This is a genomic window from Pseudomonas sp. R37(2017), assembly GCF_002113375.1.
Taxonomy (GTDB): domain Bacteria; phylum Pseudomonadota; class Gammaproteobacteria; order Pseudomonadales; family Pseudomonadaceae; genus Aquipseudomonas.
In genome coordinates this window covers 407951-430542 of sequence record NZ_NEHO01000004.1, presented here as the reverse complement: position 1 = coordinate 430542, position 22592 = coordinate 407951, and the positions used below count along the sequence as shown (strand labels likewise).

General features: G+C 60.4%; 22 protein-coding genes. 10 read left to right on the top strand and 12 right to left on the bottom strand.

What is annotated here, in order from left to right:
• Positions 1-5: 5 nt before the first annotated feature.
• The 4 genes from CAG47_RS10005 to CAG47_RS09990 all read left to right on the top strand — a co-directional run bounded on the left by CAG47_RS10005 (position 6) and on the right by CAG47_RS09990 (position 6297).
• A complete protein-coding gene (locus CAG47_RS10005) occupies positions 6-935 on the top strand; it encodes a LysR family transcriptional regulator (protein ID WP_085724712.1) in 930 nt (309 codons plus the stop codon).
• Between the two features lie 112 nt (positions 936-1047).
• Entirely contained in the window at positions 1048-2970 is a 1923-nt protein-coding gene (locus tag CAG47_RS10000) for an IucA/IucC family siderophore biosynthesis protein (RefSeq protein ID WP_085724711.1), read from the top strand.
• The gene (locus tag CAG47_RS09995) at positions 2960-4171 is read left to right on the top strand and encodes an MFS transporter (RefSeq protein WP_085724710.1); all 1212 of its coding nucleotides are present in this window, start codon (positions 2960-2962) and stop codon (positions 4169-4171) included. Before CAG47_RS10000 ends, CAG47_RS09995 begins: the two co-directional genes overlap by 11 nt.
• Positions 4172-4185: 14 nt before the next feature.
• Positions 4186-6297, top strand: coding sequence for a TonB-dependent receptor (locus CAG47_RS09990; RefSeq protein WP_085724709.1), 2112 nt, complete (start codon positions 4186-4188; stop codon positions 6295-6297).
• A gap of 44 nt (positions 6298-6341) precedes the next feature.
• Here the strand turns inward: CAG47_RS09990 and CAG47_RS09985 are convergent, their stop codons facing one another.
• Genes CAG47_RS09985 through CAG47_RS09975 form a run of 3 tightly spaced genes read right to left on the bottom strand, consistent with a single transcriptional unit; the run spans position 6342 to position 8202 of the window.
• Complete coding sequence (locus CAG47_RS09985; RefSeq protein WP_085724708.1) at positions 6342-6884, bottom strand: DUF2937 family protein; 543 nt, start codon at positions 6882-6884, stop codon at positions 6342-6344.
• Positions 6885-6895: 11 nt separating this feature from the next.
• On the bottom strand, positions 6896-7672 hold the full coding sequence (locus CAG47_RS09980; protein ID WP_085724707.1) for a class II glutamine amidotransferase: 777 nt from the start codon (positions 7670-7672) through the stop codon (positions 6896-6898).
• A 32-nt stretch (positions 7673-7704) separates the two neighbouring features.
• Entirely contained in the window at positions 7705-8202 is a 498-nt protein-coding gene (locus CAG47_RS09975) for an MFS transporter (protein WP_085724706.1), read from the bottom strand.
• A gap of 216 nt (positions 8203-8418) precedes the next feature.
• Between CAG47_RS09975 and CAG47_RS09970 the strand changes: the two genes are divergently transcribed.
• Both CAG47_RS09970 and CAG47_RS09965 read left to right on the top strand, forming a co-directional pair.
• Positions 8419-10473 carry a S9 family peptidase gene (locus tag CAG47_RS09970; protein WP_085724705.1) on the top strand — a complete coding sequence of 685 codons (2055 nt, stop codon included), beginning with the start codon at positions 8419-8421 and terminating at the stop codon, positions 10471-10473.
• Between the two features lie 204 nt (positions 10474-10677).
• The gene (locus CAG47_RS09965) at positions 10678-11151 is read left to right on the top strand and encodes a cyclic nucleotide-binding domain-containing protein (RefSeq protein ID WP_085724704.1); all 474 of its coding nucleotides are present in this window, start codon (positions 10678-10680) and stop codon (positions 11149-11151) included.
• On the opposite strand, the gene CAG47_RS09960 is transcribed toward CAG47_RS09965, so the two are convergent.
• Positions 11148-11438, bottom strand: coding sequence for a hypothetical protein (locus tag CAG47_RS09960; protein ID WP_085724703.1), 291 nt, complete (start codon positions 11436-11438; stop codon positions 11148-11150). The genes CAG47_RS09965 and CAG47_RS09960 overlap by 4 nt on opposite strands.
• Before the next feature lie 222 nt (positions 11439-11660).
• Between CAG47_RS09960 and CAG47_RS09955 the strand changes: the two genes are divergently transcribed.
• The 3 genes from CAG47_RS09955 to CAG47_RS09945 all read left to right on the top strand — a co-directional run bounded on the left by CAG47_RS09955 (position 11661) and on the right by CAG47_RS09945 (position 13173).
• A complete protein-coding gene (locus CAG47_RS09955) occupies positions 11661-12032 on the top strand; it encodes a YajD family HNH nuclease (protein ID WP_007898702.1) in 372 nt (123 codons plus the stop codon).
• Positions 12033-12244: 212 nt separating this feature from the next.
• The gene (locus tag CAG47_RS09950; protein WP_007911337.1) at positions 12245-12715 is read left to right on the top strand and encodes an RNA methyltransferase; all 471 of its coding nucleotides are present in this window, start codon (positions 12245-12247) and stop codon (positions 12713-12715) included.
• Positions 12716-12795: 80 nt separating this feature from the next.
• Positions 12796-13173: a DUF2892 domain-containing protein gene (locus tag CAG47_RS09945; RefSeq protein WP_085724702.1), complete on the top strand. Its 378-nt coding sequence runs from the start codon at positions 12796-12798 to the stop codon at positions 13171-13173.
• Positions 13174-13285: 112 nt separating this feature from the next.
• Here CAG47_RS09945 and CAG47_RS09940 read toward each other — a convergent pair whose 3' ends face one another.
• Both CAG47_RS09940 and CAG47_RS09935 read right to left on the bottom strand, forming a co-directional pair.
• Positions 13286-14515, bottom strand: a complete 1230-nt coding sequence (locus CAG47_RS09940; protein ID WP_085724701.1) for a hypothetical protein — start codon at positions 14513-14515, stop codon at positions 13286-13288.
• A 35-nt stretch (positions 14516-14550) separates the two neighbouring features.
• Complete coding sequence (locus CAG47_RS09935; protein ID WP_085724700.1) at positions 14551-15000, bottom strand: YcgN family cysteine cluster protein; 450 nt, start codon at positions 14998-15000, stop codon at positions 14551-14553.
• A 164-nt stretch (positions 15001-15164) separates the two neighbouring features.
• Here CAG47_RS09935 and CAG47_RS09930 point away from each other — a divergent pair, with 164 nt between their 5' ends.
• Complete coding sequence (locus tag CAG47_RS09930; RefSeq protein ID WP_085724699.1) at positions 15165-15758, top strand: nitroreductase family protein; 594 nt, start codon at positions 15165-15167, stop codon at positions 15756-15758.
• A gap of 117 nt (positions 15759-15875) precedes the next feature.
• Here CAG47_RS09930 and CAG47_RS09925 read toward each other — a convergent pair whose 3' ends face one another.
• The 6 genes from CAG47_RS09925 to CAG47_RS09900 form a co-directional block, all read right to left on the bottom strand.
• Complete coding sequence (locus CAG47_RS09925) at positions 15876-16808, bottom strand: D-2-hydroxyacid dehydrogenase (protein ID WP_085724698.1); 933 nt, start codon at positions 16806-16808, stop codon at positions 15876-15878.
• Positions 16809-16926: 118 nt separating this feature from the next.
• On the bottom strand, positions 16927-17220 hold the full coding sequence (locus CAG47_RS09920; RefSeq protein WP_085724697.1) for a YcgL domain-containing protein: 294 nt from the start codon (positions 17218-17220) through the stop codon (positions 16927-16929).
• Positions 17217-18350, bottom strand: a complete 1134-nt coding sequence (gene rnd, locus CAG47_RS09915; protein ID WP_085724696.1) for a ribonuclease D — start codon at positions 18348-18350, stop codon at positions 17217-17219. The genes CAG47_RS09920 and rnd overlap by 4 nt, the downstream gene beginning before the upstream one ends.
• A 123-nt stretch (positions 18351-18473) precedes the next feature.
• Entirely contained in the window at positions 18474-19124 is a 651-nt protein-coding gene (locus tag CAG47_RS09910) for a class I SAM-dependent methyltransferase (protein WP_085724695.1), read from the bottom strand.
• A gap of 69 nt (positions 19125-19193) precedes the next feature.
• Positions 19194-20843: a phosphoethanolamine transferase gene (locus CAG47_RS09905; RefSeq protein ID WP_085724694.1), complete on the bottom strand. Its 1650-nt coding sequence runs from the start codon at positions 20841-20843 to the stop codon at positions 19194-19196.
• 189 nt (positions 20844-21032) lie between these two features.
• Positions 21033-22415: a glutamine synthetase family protein gene (locus CAG47_RS09900; protein ID WP_085724693.1), complete on the bottom strand. Its 1383-nt coding sequence runs from the start codon at positions 22413-22415 to the stop codon at positions 21033-21035.
• Positions 22416-22592 lie beyond the last annotated feature (177 nt).

Sequence of the window (22592 nt, the reverse complement as noted above, 5' to 3'; positions counted from 1 at the left end):
ATCCCATGAACCTGAAGTTTCTCGAGACCTTTGTCTGGGTCGCCAGACTCAAGAGTTTCCGCCTGACCGCCGACAAGCTCTTCACCACTCAGGCCTCGATTTCCAGCCGAATTGCGGTGCTTGAAGGTGAGCTTGGGGTAAAGCTGTTTCTACGTGATTCGCGCGGTGTGAGCCTTACACCCGAAGGCCTGAAAGTGCTCGATTACGCCGAGCAGATGCTGGACACCATGCAGGCGCTCAAGCAGTCCATCGAGACCCGTTCGAGCAAGGCCGGGCGGGTGCGCATCGGTGTGATGGACACGGTGATCCATACCTGGCTCAGCCCGTTGGTGGCGCAGATGACCGATCACTACCCGTTGGTGGAAATCGAGCTGGTGGCCGATACCTCGCTCAACCTCTGCGATCAGCTGCAAAAAGGCTTTCTCGATGTAATCCTGCAGACCGACCTGTTGCGCCAGGAAAGTGTGCGCAGCCTGGAATTGGCCAGCCACCCCATGGGCTGGATTGTCGCCAGCAACTCCCTGTACAACCGCGAGTATTCAGGCGTCGCCGATCTGGCGAACGAGCGGATCATTACCTACTCGAAAAACTCCCACCCGCATCAGGAAGTGCTCGCCCTGATGCAGGCCAATGGCGTGCTGGCGCCGCGGTTGAACTGCGTGAACTCGGTGTCGGCGATTACCCGGCTGCTGCGCGACGGCTTTGGCATCGGCGCCCTGCCGCCGGTGCTGGTGGCCGAAGAACTGGCGCGTGGCGAATTGACCTTGCTGGACATCGATCAGCGACCACCCGACTTGCAGGTAGTGGTGTCATGGCGCGTGGGCGTTGAGTGGGTCGAGGAGATTGTGGCGTTGTGTCAGCAGGTGCTGGAGGAATATGCGCGGAAGGTGGGAGAGCGCTACATGGTCTTGAGCAAACCCATGGCCAACCTCTGAAAAGGAGACCTTAACGCTACAAGTAGCAATCACTATCATTTGCATTAATATTTTTAGAATGTATTCTCTGCGCGCATTCAGCTAAACCACTGTCCAGAAGGAATCGGACCTGATGCGCGCTTACACGCATAAACAGCAGCAATTGCTCTCAATCTGGAGCGAAGCCCTCGGCACTCCAGCCTTCCAGTCCCACCGCATCACCCTCGACCATTTGAGCAACGCCCTGGAGCCCGCTGCCCAGCGCTGCTTCCAACGCCTGATCCAGGCGCTGTTTCGCGAAGGCCTGATCAACCCCGATGCCTGCGAATACGACGACAACAATCGTTGCCGGCTGCCGCTTGGCGACGGCGCGCAGCTTTGCTTCGATCACCTGTCGGGCGGAAGAATGAACAGCTGGGACCTGCGTGGCAGCATCGTCCTGCACACCCCTGACAACCTGCCCCACAAAATCCAGTTGCCCAGCGAACTGCTCGCGCACCTCGGCACTCAGCTCAATCCGCCTGCCTCCCCGCAGGTACTGGAACGTCTGGCCCGCGAGCTGGACGATAGCTACAGCAACGACACCCTGTGCCTGGCGTTCCACCATGGATGGACCGAGCGCCTGAGAGAGCAGATCGACACCGAGCACAACGACAATCTGTTCGCCTGGCTCAAAGCCAGCCCCGCCCACCAGAACCCGACGTCTCTGCTCGAACAGTGGGGCACGCTCGGCCACCCTTGGCATCCGAACTACAAGACCAAACTGGGCCTGAGCGCTGCACAGGTCATCGCTTTCTCGCCGGAATTCGAAGCGAGTTTTCCAATTGTGCTGTGCGCCCTGCACCGTCAGTACGCACACGTCGAGTCACTGGCCGGCACCGCCGAGTACTGGGACTGGTGGCAGGGCCACTTCCCGCAGGCCGCCGAACAATTGCTGCGCCATTTGCGGCAACGGGGTCTGGAGGCAGCGGACTACCTCCCGCTGCCGTCGCACCCATGGCAAGCCAACGAAGAACTGCCCAACTCGTTCGCCAACGAGATCGCCGACAACCTGCTGATCGTCACCGACATCGTTGCCTTCACTGGCCACCCGACCATGTCCTTCCGCACAGTCGTACCAGAGGCCAGCCGCGTTGCGCCGATGGTCAAACTGCCGGTGGCCTTGCGACTGACCAGCGTGCAGCGCACCGTGTCGCCGCGCTCGGCCCGGATGGGACCGCGCATCAGCCAACTGATACTGCGGATTCTCGATCGTGAACCACAGATTCAGCGCCTGCTGAACATCGTGCCGGAGCGCATCGGCGTGCACTACGCACCACAACCGGCCAATGACGAAAGGTCCCGGCATGCCGCCGTGCTGTACCGCGACAACCCACTGACCCTGCTGCAAGAAAACGAACTGGCCGTGCCGGTCGGCAGCCTGTTCGCCGTCAACGAACTGGAACAACCGTTGCTGCGTGACTGGGTGCAACTGGCTCAGGGCCGTGACGACAGCGAAGCCATGCTGGCGTTCTTCGACGACTACCTGTCGATTGCCGTCCCGAGCCTGCTGGGCATCTACCTGATGTATGGCGTGGCGTTCGAAGCGCATCAGCAAAACAGCTTTATGGTGATGGGCGCTGACGGGCAGTTGAATCGGCTGTTACTGCGTGACTTCGGCGACATTCGCATCGATCGCGGCACCCTGCACGCCAAGGGTCTGGATATCCCGCTGTACGATCCGAAAATGACCCTGTACGACGACGCCGGTTTTGTCCGTGACAAGCTCCTGCACACCACATTCATGTGCCACCTCGGTGAGTTGACATTGCTCTGCGCCCGCCACTGGAATGTGTCGGAAAATATCCTTTGGGAGCGCTTGGCTACGCACGTTGAACAGTGCTTCGAGAGCGTGCGCGAGCAGGTCGAACCGGCACGCTGGGCAAGCGAGCGTCAGGCCCTGCTGGAACAGGATTGGCCGGCCAAATCGTTCATGCGCATGCGCTTGCACGACAGCCACGCCGACATCGTCGGACGCCTGAGTAATCCGCTGCGAACCAACGCCGATGCTCGCTGATGGTCGCGCGTTGCGACTGCTGATCGTCATCCAGTTTGTCTCCATGGGTGCCATGGAAATGAGCGGCCCGTTCTGGCCCATGCAGATTCAGCATCTGCTTGGGCCAGAAGGCGCCGGCTACACCGCGCTGCTATCGGCGCTGGTCTATGCCGGCCCGATGCTGGCGGCCATGCTCCTGACGCCTGCATGGGGGCGATTGGGTGATCGCACCGGGCACAAGCCGATGATCGTTCGGGCGCTGCTGGCACTTGCGCTGTGCCAAGGGCTGGCGGCCATCACCCTCGACCCGTGGTTGCTGGTGGGCATTCGCGTGATGCAAGGCGCGCTGGCTGGCTTTCTCGCCGCCGCGCAAGCCTATGCCCTGGCCTGCTGCGACAGCTCCCGGCGCGGTCACACTCTGGCCCGCCTGCAATCGGCGACCGCTGTCGGCTCGTTGATCGGCCCGGTACTGGGCGGCTGGCTGATGGACATCTCAGGGTTTGCTTTGCTCTGCCATGGCGCGACGGCGATTTGCCTGCTGTGTGCACTGGGGAGTCTTTTCCTGCCGGCAGACAAGGCGCGAGCCACTACGAAGAAACCGGTTGCGCCGGTGGCCCTGCCCAAAGGCTGGCTTGGTGGAATCCTGTTGGTGATCGTGTTGATTCAAGCCGCGAAGATGATGCCGCAGCCCTTCTACGCGTTGTACGTCGCCGACATTCTGCATGCGCCAGGCTGGCTGATCGGCGCTACCTACGCGGCGAGCGCCGCGACCCTGGCCATTTGCGCACCGCTGTGGGGGCGTCTGTTCGACCGCTGGCAGCCGGCTTACACCTTGCGCGTCATCGAAGGCGTTGCCTGGCTCTGCGCCCTGACGCTAGCGGCCACGGCGCTGGCCAACGAATGGCTGGGTTTTCTTGCCAGCCGGTTGGTCTGGGGGATCTGGCAAGGCGCACTGCTCCCTGTCGCCTATGCACTGATCGCCAACACCGTGTCTGCAGGCCAGCAGGGTTTTGCCCTCGGCCTGGGCAACAGCGCGGCCAAGGCTGGCGCTTTGCTCGGTGCCGTCCTCGGCGGGATCGGCATGGGGCTGGTCGGACTGGCCCACAGTTTCTGGCTGGTGGCACTGACCTATGCCCTGGCCGCCATCGGGATCCGCTGGGTGCGCTCGTTCACCTCCACGCCAGCCCCCGCAATCGTATCTACCCACACTTGTCACGACTAAAAAAAGATCACCTAATGACCCGTACCAAACTTTCCTTGTTGATTCCGCTGCTCGGTTCCGTCAATGCCCAGGCCTGGGCCGAGGACACCGACCAGCAACCCGGCACATTGAACATGCAAGCCACGGTCGTTTCCGCGACTCGCAGCGAAGCGACCATTGCCTCGATTCCAGGCTCGGTCCAGGTGATCGACGAACAACAGATCAGCCAACAGAGTGGCGCCGGGCGTCGGGTCTCCGACATTCTGGGGCAACTGGTTCCCGGCCTGGCACCGTCCAGCGGCGGGATGAGCAACTTCGGCCAGACCCTGCGCGGACGCAACATGCTGGTGTTGATCGACGGCGTGTCGCAGAACGCCACGCGAGACAACTTCCGCCAGCTCAACAGCATCGCACCGGCCAGTATCGAACGCATCGAAGTGGTTTCCGGCGCCAGCAGCATTTATGGTGCCGGTGCTTCGGGCGGCATCATCAACATCATCACCAAGCGCAACCAGGGTCAGGACCTTGCCTACAGCAGCAAACTGGGCCTGACCACCGGCAACAACCTCAACAGCAAAGGTTTCGCCTACGAAGCCTTTCAAAGTGCGACCGGGCGCAAGGATGCCCTGGACTGGTACGTGTCCGCCGACCTGACCCAGCGCAACGATCAGTACGACGGCAACGGCAATCGCATCCCTCAGGACACCTCCCAGGGCAGCAACATGGACACCGGAACCTATGACCTGCAAGGTCGTTTCGGTTACGAACTGGATGCCGACAAAAAACTCAGTCTGTCGCTGCAGGACTACAAGGACCAGCAGGACACCGGTTACACCAAAGACCCGAAAAACCGGCAAGAGGCCGTGGCGGTCCAGGGTCTGAAACTCGATGACCAGCCCTACACCCATAACCAGGCGGTCAACCTCAACTACACCGACCAGGACTTCTACGGCCAGGGCCTGCAACTGGAAAGCTACTGGCGCCGGGCCGACGCGCTGTTCTTCCCGGACCTGTCGCGGGGCAAGGCCGGGATCTCAGACAACAACAGCGTGCAGGATGTCTACGGCCTGCGCGCGGCCATCGACACGCCGTTGCCGGCCATCGGCAACGCCACGGGTAACCTGGTCTGGGGCGCCGACTATGATCACGAACGCTCTCGCCAGCGTGGTGATCAGTACACCCTCAATGGGTTGACCTACACCAAGACGGGCACTACTTACGAGCTGGGCCCGGATATCGAAACCACCACCAAGGCGCTGTTCGGGCAGATGTCCTGGGACATCGGTGACTGGACCTTGCGTGGCGGTGTGCGCCGCGAGTGGATCGAAAGCGAAGTCTCCGACAGCATCGCTTACGGACAGATCGTCCAGACCGGCGAACGCGCCATCCTGCCCGGTGACACCCTCAAATACGACGCCACGCTCTATAACCTGGGCGCGGTCTATCACCTGAGTGAGCATCAGGACGTCTTCGCCAATTTCAGCCAGGGGTTTTCGCTGCCGGACATCCAGCGCTTCCTGCGTGACGTGAACAGCACATTCGATATCCAGAGCCTCAACGCCCAGGCCATCAAGGTCGACAGCTACGAGCTGGGCTGGCGCGGAGACTGGGACAAGTGGCAGGCCGACGTCACCGTCTACGAAAACACCTCGGACGTGACCCAGTTCTACGATGCCACTGACCGCGTCCTGCGTCTGATCAACCAGAAGGAGCGGGTTCGCGGCATCGAAAACAGCCTGACCTACCTCGCGACCGATCACTGGTCGGTGGGTGGCACTTATGCCTGGGCCAAGGGCGAGACCGAGCAGAACGGGAAATGGATCGATCTGCCGGCGACACGCATTTCACCGGCCAAGACCACGCTGTTCGTCGGCTACGCCGAAGACGACTACACCCTGCGTCTGCAAGGCATGCACCTGTCCAGCTACGACGCTGCCGCCAAGGACAACAACGGGCGCGACATCGAAGGCTATACGCTGGTGGACCTGCTCGGCTCCGTGTACTTGCCGGTCGGTCGCCTGGAAGGCGGGGTGTTCAACCTGACCAACCGTACGTACGTCAACCTGTTCGCCCAGGCCAACGCCAGAGCGCCATTCCCCAACGCCGAAGGCCGTACCTTGAGCCTGACCTATTCGATTGATTGGTAATCAAGCAAGGGGCCGGCTTGCCGGCTCCTTGACGTTCGCCGGTGTTACAAACCGCGCAAATCCCGCTCTTCGATCGGCCGGCTCTGGCGCAGACGCTTGCCGCCCAGCACCACCCAGTCAATCAGTCGGAACAGGCACTCGAGGCCAAACGACAGCAACAATGCGCCGCTCATGCCCCAGATCATCGCTTCGGGCGTCAGCAGGATCTGGTAACTGTAGCCATTCCAGGTTTCCTTGCGGATATCCGGATCGGCGGCCAGCACCACCTGCAGGAAGCGGATGTACCACGGGCCCTGCATTGCCTGGAATTGCTTGTCCAGCGCCAGCTGGCGAGTCAACAGGTTGCTCAGACTGTCGGCGTCGCTGCGAAAAATCGGGTCTTCGCTGGCGCGATAATGCGCAACCAGGGCCTGCATATCGCCTTTGAAGAACTGATTGGCTGTGTTCTGGAAGCCGCTGAGACTGGCCTGCGCCTCGATCAGATGCGCTTCGACTCGCTTGGCGTAATCGTTGATGAAGCCCGGCACCTGGACACCGATCAACAGGCCGGCCGCAAACAACACCAGCCGTAGATAACTGAGCAACATGCAAGGAGTCCTTATTCGGTCATGCCCTGGCTGACGCATTCGCCGCGTCGCCACAGGCTCCATTGACCCGGTTCGTAGCGGGTCCAGGTTTCGTTTTCGGTCAGGGGTTCGGTGGCGATCACGGTGACCACATCGTCAGGGGTGGTTTCGGCCTGAAAATCGACGATCACGTCGACATCTTTCAAGCGAGCCGGGCCAAACGGTGCGCGACGGGTGATTTGCGCCAGCTTGGTCGAGCAATAGCAGAACAGCCAGTCGCCGTCGCTGAGCAGGCAATTGAACACGCCCTTGCTGCGGTATTCGGCGCAAGCAGCCACCAGGTCCGGCAGCAGTTCCTCGACCTCGACCGGCTCGGGGAACGCCGCGCGCACGCGGTTCAGCAAGTCGCAGAACGCCGCTTCGCTGTCGGTATCGCCGACCGGCCGGTAGAAACTGGCGGTTGGCTGAAAGCCAGCCAGCTGGCCGTTATGGGCGAAACACCAGTTGCGCCCCCACAGCTCACGGACGAACGGGTGTGTGTTGGACAGGCAGACCTTGCCGACGTTGGCCTGCCGGATGTGCCCGATCACCACTTCGCTCTTGATCGGATAGCGCTGCACCAGGTTCGCGACTTCCGACTCGCAGCTCGCCGCCGGGTCCTGGAACAGCCGCAGCCCACGGCCTTCATAGAAGGCAATGCCCCAGCCATCGCGGTGCGGGCCGGTACGTCCGCCGCGCTGCATCAGCCCGGTGAAGCTGAACACGATATCGGTCGGGACATTGGCGCTCATGCCCAATAGCTCACACATGCTCGGACTCTCGCTCAATCGCAGGGGCAAGGTTACAGACGGGGTTCCACTCGCATCCGCTGAGGGTTGCTCGGCACCGGTGGACGACCGTAACGATCATCGCCGGCGCCGCCGAAGGGTTGATCATCCTCACGCTCGTCGGCGCGGACGGCGGCCTGGGCGGCAGCCTCACGCTCCTTGCGGGCATTGGAAGCGCGCTCGATGGGGAAACGGATCGCCACCAGTACCAGATAGAGGCCGAACGCGATCATGCCGTACATGAACAGGTCGGAAATCGCCCGCCAGGCGTTGTTGCCGACCTTGAACAGCAGGTCGAGCGCGGTAATGGCGACGGCCGGTGCGACCTTTTCCTTGACCGGGTCGACGATGGTCGGGCTGAACAGCAGCACGGCCATCACCAGCCGCAGCGGCTCTCGCAGCCAACGCCACATCCAGCGGGTCAAGCGCATCCACACCAACAGGCAGCCCAAAGCGGCGAAGGCGTAAAGGCCCCAAGCGATCAGATAGTCGTTCTCGGTCATGGTGTCCATGGCAAGGCAGGCAAAGAGGCGCTTATGATAACGGCTTTTCGCCCATCAGGCTGCATCAAGACATAGAACCCTGTAGGAGCGGGTGCCCGCTTGCGGCATGCTCGCGATAGCGGACTGACAGTCAACATTGATGTTGGATGTACTGACCTCATCGCGAGCATGCTCGCTCCTACAGGTTGTTCACCCCCAACTCCGTACACTGCTCGAGAGCCCTTCATGCCCCCATCCGCCAACATTCACGACGCTCCGATTGCCCACAAGGCTGAAGGCTCCGACCCGTATGCCTGGCTGCAAGAGCGCGATACCGATGCAGTGCTCGACTACCTGAAAGCCGAAAACAGCTATCAGCAAACGCAAACCGCCGACCAGGCCGAGCTGCGCGAAACCCTGTTCGAGGAGATCAAGGGGCGGATTCTCGAGACCGACTTGTCCCTGCCCTCGCCGTGGGGACCGTATCTGTACTACACCCGCACCACGGCGGGCGATGAGTACGCCCGGCACTACCGCTGCCCCCGTCCGTCCGATGACAGCCTGACCCTCGACGAAAACCGCGAACAACTGCTGCTGGACCCCAACGAACTGGCCAACGGTGGCTTCTTTTCGCTAGGGGCGTTCAGCATCAGCCCGGACCATCAACGCCTGGCCTACAGCGTCGACTCCAGCGGCGATGAGATTTACACGCTGTTCGTGAAGGAATTGTCCGACGGTCGCGTCAGCGAACTGGAATTCCAGGACTGTGACGGCAGCATGACCTGGGCCAACGACAGCCTGACGCTGTTCTTTGGCGAACTGGACGACACCCATCGCCCGCACAAGCTGTATCGCTATCGCCTGGATGGCACGGCGGCCGAAGAGGTGTTCCATGAGCCGGACGGTCGCTTCTTCATGCATTGCTACCGTTCGAGCTCCGAGCAGCAATTGCTGCTGTCCGTGGGCAGCAAGACCACCAGCGAAGTCTGGGTCCTCGATGCCTCCCGGCCCCAGCAGGCGTTTACCTGCCTGGCGCCAAGGGTCGAGGATCATGAGTACGATGTGGACCACGGTGTGCTCGACGGTCAATGGACCTGGTTCATTCGCAGCAACCGTGACGGCATCAATTTCGCGTTGTACACGGCCATCGATACCGGCATAGCCCCCACCGAAGCCGACTGGCAGAACCTGATCCCCCACAGCGACACGGTGATGATCGACGGCATCAGCCTGAATACCGGGGCCATGACCCTCAGCCTGCGGGTCGGCGGCTTGCCAGTTATCGAGGTTCATCCGCAGGGCCAGGCGCCTTATCGCGTGCAATTGCCGGATGCGGCCTACAGCCTGCATGTGCAAAACAGCCTGGAATTCGAAAGCGAGCGAATTCGCCTGCGCTACGAAGCGCTGAATCGCCCCGCGCAAATCCGTCAGCTTGAACTGGCGACCGGCGAGCAGAAAGTCCTCAAGCAAACCCCGGTACTCGGCCCGTTCGATGCCGACGTCTATGTCAGCCAGCGCCTGTGGGCCACTGCGCCGGACGGCACGCAAGTACCGATCAGCCTGGTGATCAAGCGCGCCGACCTCGGCAAGCCCGTGCCGCTGTACCTCTACGGTTATGGCGCCTATGGCGAAAGCCTCGACCCATGGTTTTCCCATGCACGCCTGAGCCTGCTGGATCGCGGCATGGCGTTTGCCATTGCCCACGTGCGCGGCGGCGGCGAACTGGGTGAAGCCTGGTATCGCGCCGGCAAGCAGGAGCACAAGCACAACACTTTCAGCGACTTCATCGCCTGCGCCGAACACCTGATCGCCCAAGGCTTCACCTCTGCCCCGCAGTTGGCGATCAGCGGCGGCAGCGCCGGTGGCTTGCTGATCGGCGCGGTGCTCAATCAACGGCCGGAGCTGTTTGGCGCCGCCATCGCCGAAGTGCCGTTCGTCGACGTACTCAACACCATGCTCGACCCTGACCTGCCATTGACCGTCACGGAATACGACGAGTGGGGCAACCCTGAAGAACCGGACGTCCACGATCGGATCAAGGCCTACGCGCCGTACGAAAACGTCAGCGCCCAAGCTTATCCGGCGACCCTGGTGATCGCCGGCTACAACGACAGCCGTGTGCAGTATTGGGAAGCCGCCAAGTGGGTGGCGAAGTTGCGCGCGACCAAGACCGACAGCAATCCGCTACTGCTCAAGACAGAACTGGGTGCCGGGCATGGCGGGATGAGCGGTCGATATCAGGGATTGCGTGACGTAGCGCTCGAATATGCGTTTTTGTTCAAGGTACTGGGTATTGCCTGAGGAACTTGGGCCGATGAACCAGTCTCAATTGCGCACCAGGCAGGCCGATACACTGCATATCCCCTGTGGGAGCGAGCCTGCTCGCGAAAACGATGGCACATTCAATACCTCCATTGGCTGTGACGACCCATTCGCGAGCAGGCTCGCTCCCACAAGAACGGCTCATCCCCGGAACAACAGACACTACAAAAAGACCGTGACGACATGTCTGAACCAACCTTTCTGAACAACGAAATTCGCGACTGGCTGATGGATTGCGGCCTGTTCGATCAACTGCTGCCGGCGGACTTCGTCGCGGCTTCGGGCTACTTCAGTATCAGTACCATCGCCCAGGGCGAGGAAATCTTCCAGGAGGGTGATGCCGGCAGTTTCATGTGCATCATCCACACAGGTCAGGTAGCGGTGCAGAAAACCACCGCTGACGGGCAACGAGTCACCATCGCCACCTTGCGCAGCGGTCGCTCGTTTGGCGAGATGGCCGTGCTCGATGGCGAGCGGCGCTCGGCCAGTTGCGTAGCCGCGAGCAATTGCCAGTTGCTCAACCTGGGCAAGGACTCACTGGAAAAGATGCTCAACGACGCTCCGAAAATCGCCGCCAAGATCATCCGTGCCCTTGCCGTGTCCCTGTCCAAACGCCTGCGCATGGCCGACGGCCAGTTGCTTTCACAGCAGGTCTAGCCACCCGGCGGCTTGGGTTTGGGCGGGCTCGGCTCAATCCCCGGCACAGGCTGGTCCTTGGTCGGCGGGCTCGGCATTTCGATTGGCACCAACGGCGGACCGCTACTGCCAGGGCCGACTTTGGGCAACGGCGCCGGGCTGATCTGCGGGTACGGCGTGGGCGTCGCGGTGCCGGGCGATCCGGGCATCGGCGCGGGGCTGACGGGAATCGATTGCAGCTGTTGGGCCTGCGCTGCAGTTATCGAGAGCGCGGCCAGGGCAATGACCGTTAGAATGGTGCGCTTCATCAATGGCTCCGTTGGCCTTGTCGTCATGAACAGGCTACTCCCAACTGCGTCTGTTTGCCCTCTCGAGTTCTGCCAACTTTCTTCAAGCGAGCCCCATGAAACGTTTCGTTCTGTGCTCGACGTCGACAAGGGCGCCCGCCACACCATCTGGATTGCCGAGAAGCCCAAGGGCTGAGCTAAACTTCGCTTAATACCGTCATTAGTCATTTACAAAGGTGAACCATGAGTTCGTCCACCCCGACCAACACTTCGAAGCTGGATCGCATCCTCGCCGACAATCAGCGCGACAAGGAAATGGGCTACCGCGACAAGGCCCTGAAGATGTACCCGCACGTCTGCGGTCGCTGCGCCCGTGAATTCTCCGGCAAGCGCTTGAGCGAACTGACCGTGCACCACCGCGACCACAACCACGACAACAACCCGCAGGACGGTTCGAACTGGGAGCTGTTGTGCCTGTACTGCCACGATAACGAACACTCGCGGTATACCGACCAGCAGTATTTCGACGAAGGCTCCCTCAGCACGCCGAAAATCGCCAAGGCCACGCATAACCCGTTTGCCGCCCTGGCCGGGTTGATGAAAAAAGAAGACTGAAGATTTTCAGCGCCTTAACCGGCCTCTTCGTCGGTTCGCCGCCCGGACCAGGCTCGCTCCCACATTGATCCGCGTCCGTCCGGACACCTCGGTCAACTGTGGGAGCGAGCCTGCTCGCGATAGCAATTGCTCAAACACCGCCAATCTCAAACCGAACACCCCCGCCCCAATCCCCGTATAATCGCGCTTTTTTTCCGAAAGGCACCCCGCTCGTGGCAGACAAACGGTACAGCTGCATTGGTTTGTATAACCCCAAATCACCGGAGAACGTCGGTTCGGTGATGCGCGCCGCTGGCTGTTATGGCGTGGCATCGGTGTTCTACACCGGCAAACGCTATGAACGCGCCGCCGACTTCGTCACAGATACCAAGCGCGTGCACTACGACATCCCGCTGATCGGCATCGACGACCTGAAGAAAATCCTGCCCCTCAATTGTGTGCCCGTCGCCGTGGAACTGGTGGAGGGCGCCCGCCCGTTGCCCGAATACACCCACCCGGATCGCGCGCTCTACATCTTCGGCCCGGAGGACGGATCGCTGGATAAAGAGATTCGCGACTGGTGCGAAGACGTGGTCTACATTCCGACCACCGGTTGCATGAACCTGGCCGCCACGGTCAACGTCGTGCTCTACGACCGCATGGCCAAGGGGCTCAATACCCGCTCCGGGCCAAAATTCCGCTGAATCGCCGCACATCCGATTGAACAAGCTGCCTGTCCTTGCAGTCAGTTTGACTATCGATCACTGAAGCCTGGAGACAGACCATGAGCCAACTCAAACGCGTCGAGCGTATCGAATCCACCCCGTTCCAGAGCCCGTCCGAGCAGAACGTGCAGGGCTGGGAACGCATCGGCTCCCTGGCCGGTGGCGTGGTGATGGTGGGCAAGGGCCTGCGGCGTGGCGGGATCTTCGGCCTGATCCAGGTGGCCATCGGCGGCGTGGCCCTGGCGCGAGGTATCACCGGCCACAGTTCGGCGAAAAGCCTGCTGGAGAAAGGCCGTCAGGACATGAACAACGTACGGGCGAAAATTCAGCGGGCGGGCGAGGAACTGAGCCAGTTGAAGGCCAATGCCGAGGCGGCGACCAAATCCGCCACCGTGACTGGCAATGACTCGTTGAAATCACCGAAAGCCGGGGTTTGATCCAGATGGCTTTTCGAGTCTGATGGCCCCTTCGCGAGCAGGCTCGCTCCCACAGGGGATTTGTGTACGGCGCAGATCAAATGTGGGAGCGAGCCTGCTCGCGAATGCGCAGTTACTGAATCAACTCGGTACTGAGCACCTTCGAAGAACCACCGATCACGCTTTCACTGAGTTGAACAAACGCCTGGGTATCGATATCCCCCTGCCGCATCGCCCCGCGCAACACATCGTCCAGTGACCGCTTGTTATGGGTTTTCAGGCGAATCTCGCCGTCCAGCTCCTGCAGCAAAACCACCGCCCTGGCTACTTGCGCCGGGCTGACCTGCTCGCCACGCAGCGTGGTGACTGTCTGGCTGTTATTGACCAGTTTGCCGTGCAGGCTCTCGTAGCGCTCATCACTCATGCCGCCAGCCCGGCGCACCAGCTCGATGGCGTAATACTCGGCAAAACCTTCACTGATCCAGTCACTGCGCTGGGTGCCGTTGATCCGTCCGAACACCTGTGCCAACTCACGGACCAGGGCACTGGTGCCGCTTTCGCTGACCAGCGGCAGGTGACTGTTGAGATAGATCGACTCGTGCGCCGACTGGCTGCCGCGCCACATTGGATCATTGGCCCCGACGATCAACAGCTTGCCGGGATGGCGCGGATACAGCGCCTGCACTTGCGGCCAGACGAAGGTCAGCAGGGTCAGCACATCCATACGGCGCATCCCCTGCCCCTGCGCCGAGGCGACGGTGACCTCGGTCTCGCCCAGACGAGTCCGGCGACTGCCCAACTGGCCAGCGAGCATCCAGCCAGTGGGTCGGTCGAACAGCCGGGAGGGGTTATCGATACGGAATTTGTTCTTGCCGATTCGTGACCAGGCGGTTTCAACGCTTTTCCAGCCACCGGGCAGCTCGAATTCAAGGCGTGAAACCAGTTCGGTGCCGTCCTGTTGATCGAGCCTGGCCGCCGGCACCAGATCGTCGCCGCGCATCAACGCCCAATCTGGCGTCATGCGCGTGTCGAAGCTGCCGTTCTTGCGCCCGTGGCTGATTTTCACGCGGTAGGTCAGGCTGGCCTTGTCGGCTGCCGGACGCCAGACACCGCGCGCCGCTTGGCCAGGGATCAATTGCCATTGGCCATCTGCCTTGAAATCGCTGTAGTGGCTACCGTCGCCAAGGTTGAAGTCCAGGCTGCGTACCGCCGAGCCCTGGGCAAGCGTCAGGCGTACTTCGGCCTGATCGCTCTGCGGCAACAGGCGCACGTGATAATCCAGATTGACCTTGTTCGCAGCCCATACGGGCGAACTCACCGCCAGTAATCCAGCGCCCCACGCCTGCCGCCATCCCACAGCCATACACACTCCTTCGTGAAAGGTTAAATCTCAGGCAGTCAACCCGCGCGGAAAATCAGATGATCTTCCCAATCTTCTTCCGGCACGCTGCCCTCGGCGAGCATGCGCCCGGACTGGGAAATGCGCTCGTGATGCACGGCATCGCGGTCACCGCACACCAGGTGATGCCACAACGGCAGGTCCTTGCCTTCGCTGACCAGGCGATAGCCGCAGGTCGGCGGCAGCCATTTGAATTCGTCAGCCTTGCCTGGCGTGAGCTGGATACAGTCCGGCACGGAATCACGGCGGTTAGGGTAGTTCGTGCACTGGCAGGTTTTCAGGTCCAGCAGCTTGCAGGCGATACGCGTGTAATAAACGCTGTTGTCGTCTTCGTCCTCAAGCTTTTGCAGGCAGCACAACCCACAGCCATCGCACAGCGACTCCCATTCCTCCTGATCCAGTTGATCGAGGGTTTTGCGTATCCAGAACGGTTCTACTTTGGCGGCCATGGTTCGAGCATCGACATCAGGTGATGAAAAGGCCGCCAGTCTAGTGCCCGAAGCCCCTTGGGCCAAGCATGGGCGACTGTCGGTAGAACGGGCTTGTCAGTTTTTGCGCTGACAAGTAGGGTTTTGCGTCGCTCCCACTTTCAAACGTAGCAAGGAATCTCTTGATGAGTGCCAACCCACGCGTTGCCGATTACGCCATTCACCCTCAGTTCACCGATCGCTGGTCGCCCCGCGCCTTCACTGGCGAAACGATTCCAGAGGAAACCCTGCTGAGCTTCTTCGAAGCCGCGCGCTGGGCACCTTCGGCCTATAACTCGCAACCCTGGCGCTTCCTTTACGCACGTCGCGACACGCCAAACTGGGAGCGTTACCTTGGCCTGCTCAATGAATTCAACCGCAGCTGGGCGCAACATGCTTCGGCCCTGGTGATCGTGATCTCGAAAACCACTTTTGCCGTGCCTGGCGCCGCCGAAGAAACCCCGGCCCTGTGGCACACCTTCGACACCGGTTCGGCCTGGGGTCACCTGGCCTTGCAAGCGAGCCTGAGCGGCTGGCATACCCACGGCATGGCCGGTTTCGACCAGGAACTGACCCGCAAGGAGCTGAACATTCCGCAAGGTTACGCTCTGCACGCCGCCGTCGCGGTGGGCAAGCTGGGGGACAAGGCGAGTCTGTCGGATTACCTGCAAGCCCGTGAAGAACCGAGCCCGCGTCGTCCATTGAGCGAGCTGGCGGCTGAAGGTGACTTCACCCTCTGAGCCATACTGAAAGTCCCTGTGGAAGCTTGCTCGCGATAGCGCAGTGCCAGTCAACTTCAATGTTGAATGTGCCGGCCTCATCGCGAGCAGGCTCGCTCCTACAGTTTTAGGGTGTTTTCAGTACCCGCGATCGAAATCCACTTCCCCGCGCAATGCTTCTCCCGCCTGATACGCCCGCAGGTTTTCGACAAACAGCTTCACCATCATCGACGGCGAAGTCGGTGCCGAGCTGTGGCCGGTCAGCAACAGGCCCCAGGCGGTCCAGAATGGATGACGCTGTGGCAATGGCTCCTGACGGCACACGTCGATGACCGCGCCCGCCAGATGCCCTTCCTTCAAGGCTTCCACCAGATCCGCATCGACCACCGCCACACCGCGCCCGGCGTTGATGAACAACCCGGTCGGCTTGAATTGCTTGAACAGCGCCGCGTCGTAGATGTCGTGGGTGTCCGGCGTGTTCGGCAGCAGATTGACCACGTAATCGACTTCACCCACCAAGCGTGGCAGATCTGCCAGTGAACCGACCTCGATAAACGGTGCCTGCTCCCTCGCGCTGCTGGCAACGCCATACAGCTCGACGCCAAACGGCACGAGGAACTGCGCGACACTTTGACCGATATCGCCGGTGCCGACGATCAACACTTTGCGCCCCGCCAGACTCTGGCCATGACGACTGTCCCATTTGCGCTCGACCTGGCTGACCAGCCGCGCCAGCACCTCACGTTCGTGACCGAGCATATAGGTGAGTACGTACTCGGCCATGACCTGGCCGAAGATGCCGACGGCACGCGTCAACCGGTAGTGCCGCGGCAAGCCGTCGGCCAGCAGCGGCGTGATGCCGGCCCAGGTCGATTGCAGCCATTGCGGTTGATGGCCCTGGCGTAACAGGGTCGCCAGCAAATCGGGCTGGCCGAGCCACACCGGGCAGTCGACGGCCTGACTGGCCAGTTCGGCGGAATCACCGCTGGTCAGCACCTCCAGGTCCGGTGCTGCCTCGCGTAACAGTTGGGCGTACACAGGGTGGTCGTGTTCAGCAATCAGGACGCGCATGCTTCAAACCTTTCAAAAACGGTGCAGACGACAGCCGACGGAGCGGTGCTCCGTCGACGCTGCCATCGCTAAAATCAATCGGTGTTCCATAACCACCGTGGACAGGACTGTCTGCCGCTCACACTGGATCGTTGCGACGCAACAACTCTTCCGGCAAGTGCTCGATGTACTCTTCTTCGGCAGGTGGCATTTGCAGGTGATAACCCTGTTTTTCGAGGTTTTCCAGCACGACCGCGATGTCCTCGCGCGACAGCTTGCGCTCGGGGGTCAACACCAGGTCGAACGCGTGGATGGCCTTGCCGAAGGCTGCCATCAGGGCATCCGGCACACGCTCCAGAGCATCGCTCTTGAGCACGTACAGGTACATTTCGTTTTTCTTCGAGCTGCGGTAGATGGAGCAAATATGTTTCAAGGCTGTTCTCCGGCGGTGGCCAGGCTGTCGAGCAGCGCCTGGCCCATCAATTCGCGGCGCCAGCCACGCAGCGAATCAGGCAATTGGTAGGGACCATTGGGGAAGCCGCTCTTGAGCAGCGCATCCAGGGTTTTCTTGCGCAGCATCAGTTCCGGCGCGATGCTCAGGCGCTCGGCCTCGGCCTGGCCGATGGCCTTCAGTTGCTTGAGCAACGTGGCGGCATCCACTGGCAGCGGCTCCGGCACGGCTGGCGGCCATTGGTCAGGCGACACACTGCCAGAGCGCTTGATCAGATCAAGCAGAAATTCGCCGTCCTGACGCACGGTACGTGGGTGCATGTCTTCGATTTTCGCCAGGGCACCCAGGTTATCCGGTTGCGTACGCGCCAGCGGCCACAGCGAATGCTCGCGGATAATCCGGTTGCGCGGCAGGTCACGGGCCCGGGCTTCCTTTTCGCGCCAGGCGCAGAGCTCACGCAAAACCGCGAGTTGGGCGCGAGACAGCTTCCAGGCCAGCTTGGCATCGCGATAGACCTCGTACGGATCGACCTCGCGGCGCAGGTTGGCCACCAGCTCGGCGCCGTCTTCCAGGACCCAGGCGTACTTGTCGTCAGACAGTTTTGGACGCAGCTTTACAAAGACTTCAGCCAAATGCACGGCATCTTCGGCGGCATAGCTGACCTGCGTTTCGGAAAGCGGACGTTGCAGCCAGTCGGAACGGGTTTCACCCTTGGGCAGGTCGATACCGAGCACTTCCTGCACCAGCCGCGAATAGCCCATGGAGAACCCGAGGTTCAGGTAAGCGGCGGCCAGTTGAGTATCGAACAGTGGCGCCGGCAGGCTGCCAGTCAGGCGTAGCAAGACTTCGAGATCTTCGCTGCACGCATGAACAACTTTGACCACGGCCGGGTTTTCCAGCAATGCGGCCAAGGGTTGCCAGTTGTCGATGGTCAGCGGGTCAATCAGGTGGGCGCGTTCGCCATCGCCGACCTGCAGAAGGCCTGCGATCGGATAGAAGGTGTCGACCCGCATGAATTCGGTGTCGAGGGCAACGAATGGCAGTTGCTGCCACTCGGCACACAACCGTCCGAGGCTATCGTTGTCGCGAATCCAGTGAATATCGATGGCCACACGGCTCTCCCTTGAAGAATGGCGCGCAGTATATATCGCCCCCGGCGATTTCCACGCATCCACTGAACAAGAGCGTTAGCGAAAATTACTGCGCGACATGAAGAATAGTCCTACAACGTCGCGCTAGCTGGTCTTACCCAGCACGTAAATCCGCATCCGCGCGCAACCGGGGAAAAACTCCTGATGGCTGAGCAAACGGAAACCCGCCTGCCTGAACTCGCTTTCCACCTCGCTCTTGCTCGGCAATGGTCCTTCCATCCCCGAACCCGCGCTCTGGAAACGACCTTCCAGACGCACCGCGACCATCACCGTATCGCGACTGACCCGGTAAAACTCGCGCAACATCGCCAGGCGATGTTCCGGGTTGGTGAGATGCTGAAACAGTTGCATGCAAAAAATGCAGTCAACCGCGTTCTCCGACAAGCCAATCGCGAATGCGGAGCTTTGAAAGGTCTTGACCCGCTTCATCAGACTCTGCGGGTGGTGTGTGTGGGCGTGATCGAGAATGTCCTGGGAGGGATCCGTCGCCAGGATCACCCGATTGGCATGTTCGGCCAGCACCGGCCAAAAACGCCCCACACCACAAGCCACGTCGAGGATCAGCCCTGGTTCGCCGGCGACCTTGAGTGCATTGCGCACCAGACGCTCCTCACGCCAGAGCACCAGACGTCCGGTCAGGCCAGGCGCTTGCGGCTGAAGGCAGACGCGCGCGTGCTCCTGGTCGTAGCGCCGGGCAATCTCAAGCTCAATGGCGGACGGGGGCTGAGCGGACATGTGCAATAGCTCTTGATGAAAGTTCTGGCCGCAGGTCGGCGGCCTCCGCGTGAAACAAAATCGGAGCACTCAATCTTTGGCCAACACGCCGTCGACAACTGGCCCGCGACATCCGGCAAACATGTCCAGATCCTGGTTGTAGACCTTGCTGTTGACCTCCAGCAGCCCAAGCATCGAATGGAACAGGTTGTCCTGACTCAGGGGCTTTTCACGACTCTGTTGCAGGCAATGGGTATCTACCGCAAACGATTTTTTATAGCTGTCGGAGAACCAGGCAAACATGGCTACATGCTTTTGCTGCTCCGGCGCCAGCATGTAAGGCGTGCCATGGAGGAACAAGTTGTACTCACCCAGGGATTCGCCGTGGTCCGACAGGTACAGCATCGCGGTATCCACTTTTTCCTGATTGCTGCGCAGCAGATCGATCAACGTCGACAGCACATGGTCGGTGTACACCAGGGTGTTGTCGTAGCCATTGACGATACTTTCGCGACTGCAATTGTTCAGGGCATTACTTTCGCAAACAGGGGTGAAGCGCTCGAACTCTTTCGGATAACGCTTGAAGTACTCCGGACCGTGGCTGCCCATCTGGTGCAGTACCAATACCGTGTCCTTGTCCAGGGTATCGATGAAGTGCTGCAGCCCTTGCAGGAGGATTTCATCGCGGCATTCACTGTTGGCGCACAGCGCCGGATCTTTCAGGTTGCTGACATCTTCAACGGTGACGCGATCGCACGTACCCTTGCAGCCTGACTGGTTGTCACGCCAGATCACCTCGATACCTGCACGCTTGAGCACATCCAGCAGGCCTTCTTCGTTCTTTGCCTTGCTGGCGTCATAGTCCTTGCGCCCCATATTGGAGAACATGCAAGGCACCGAGACAGCGGTTTCGGTGCCGCAGGAGTGCACATCGGTGAAGGCGATCAGGCCGTCTTCCTTACTCAGTTTCGGCGTGGTGTCGCGGCTATAGCCAAGGATGCCGAAGTTCTCCGCCCGGGCACTTTCACCCACGACAAGAACAGTCAGGGATTTGCGCCCATGAGTTTGCCAGGCCGAATTGCGCTGGGCATCTTCACCGAGTTTGACAAAGGGCTGCCGTGCAGTGGCTACTTTCTCGCGCAGGAAACCAGCGGAGGCACCAATGTAGTTGCTTGGCACCACCATCAGGCGCAATTCGTGATGGTTGCGAAACAGTGAAGACAGACCTTGATAGTTAATCAATGCAACACCACCGATCACCGCCGCCGAAGCAAAGGCCACCATAACTTTACTGAGCAATTCACGATGCCAACGCCGATAACTGATCGGCGTTTTCCACAACAGCCAAGACGGTAAAACACCAAGCAACACAATATAAAAAAACAACTTGATCGAGAGTAAATCGCGAACTTCCGTGGCATTGGTTTCAGCGAAGTTACGCAACATGCCAGTGTCGATAAGAACACCATACTGACTCATGAAATACGCCACGCCCGCGCTGATCATGAACAGCAGGATCAGGACCGGCTTGAGCACCGGCCGGAATGCCAGCAGAGTCAGTAGAATGTTGAAGGCCGCGCAGATCATCACCCCGAAAGCCACGCGCATGACGATGCCCTTACCGTCGGAAGTGGTGATTTCGAACAGGTGTTGCCAGAGTACGAAATTGAAACAAACCAACAAAAATACGCTGGCAATCAGTGTCACCCACTCTGGGCGCACGGCTTTAATCTTAAGCATGAGGTTCGGCGGGTCCTGAAAAGAAGTGTCTTCGGTAAATGTGAAAATTTCATTTACCGAGACAGTTCTAATTTTAGGTAGCCATCCATCAATTTTTTGTGAAAAAGAAGCCAACAATTAGTTGGCTTGCAGACCCGCCTGAAACCTGCAGAGTATTTGAGAACAGTTCAGCTTCCACTCAGCTTTCAATCAAGCCTGATGCAAGTACCAGCGCCAATCCTGCTCTCCGACCTCGCCCATGAATTGGCGATACTCGGCACGCTTCACCGCCAGGTAGACACCCAGAAATTCGCCGCCGAAGGCTTCCCTGGCCCAACTGGAACCCTCCAGCGAACGCAATGTGGTCAGCCAGTCTGTCGGCAACAATTTCGCAGCCTGGGCGTAACCATTGCCTTCCACCGGCGCACCAGGGTCGAGCTGTTCGCGGATACCGCGATGAATACCGGCCAGAATCGCCGCAGCCGCCAGATAGGGGTTGGCATCCGCGCCACAAATTCGATGCTCGATATGTCGGGAATACGCCGGACCGCCAGGTACGCGCAAACTCACGGTGCGATTGTCCACGCCCCAGGTGGCCGCCAGAGGTGCGTAGCTGTTGGTCTGGAATCGACGGTAGGAGTTGGCGTTCGGACAGAACATCAACAGCGAATCAAGCAAGGTACTCAGCATGCCTGCGACGGCCTGCTTGAGCAGCGGCGCTCCATCCGGGGCTTCGCTGGCGAACAGGTTGTTACCGTCCTTGTCCGCGAGGCTCACGTGCATGTGCATTCCGGTGCCGGCCAGGTCATCGAAAGGCTTGGCCATGAAGCAGGCTGTCATGCCGTGCTTGTGCGCCACGCCCTTGACCAGACGCTTGTAGCGCACCGCTTCGTCCATCGCCTGTAGCGCGTCGGTGCGGTGTTCCAGGGTGATTTCCACCTGCCCCGGCGCGTATTCGGAAATGGCCGTGCGCGCCGGAATCCCCTGAAGCTTGCAGGCGGTATAGAGATCGGCCAGGAACGGTTCGATCTGCTCAAGCTCACGCAAACCATAGACCTGAGTACCGCGCGGACGCCCACCATCGACATCCCGCGCCGGTTGAGGCCGGCCGTCGCTGTCGCGTTGCTGATCCAGCAGATAGAACTCCAATTCCGCCGCCATGACCGGGTAATAACCGTCAGCCTGCAAGCCTTCGATGACTTTCGCCAGCAAATGACGGGGATCGGCAATGGTGGCGGGCATTCCCTGGGTCGGGTGCATGCTGACCTGCACGGCCGCGGTCGGTATCAGACGCCACGGCATACGCGTGAGGCTGCCGCTGATCGGGTAGGCCCGGCAGTCGATATCCCCGACATCCCAGACCAGCCCGGAATTTTCCACGTCATCGCCATTGATGGTCAGGCCGAGGATGGTGCTGGGCAAGGGCCGCCCGCTTTCATACACCGCCAGCAACTCGTCACGATGCAGCAGTTTGCCCCGCGGTACTCCGTTGTTGTCGAGGATGAACAGTTCGAACATTTCAATGTCCGGGTTCTGCTCCAGAAAGGTCAGGGCTTCTTGCGGGGTGGCAAACGAGGTCGTGGCACTGCTCATGGGAATTCTCTTTTTCCGCGTCATACGGGCACGCAAAAGCACCCGCGCTTTGATCCCGGCTTCAACCGGAAAATGTAGGGATAATCAGCAGAAAAAGCGGGAATCCGGCGGGCGCGCATGGCGGCAATGCCAAAGCGCCCAGAAGGCCAGTTCAGAAGGAAGTGCAGAGAGGTTTGG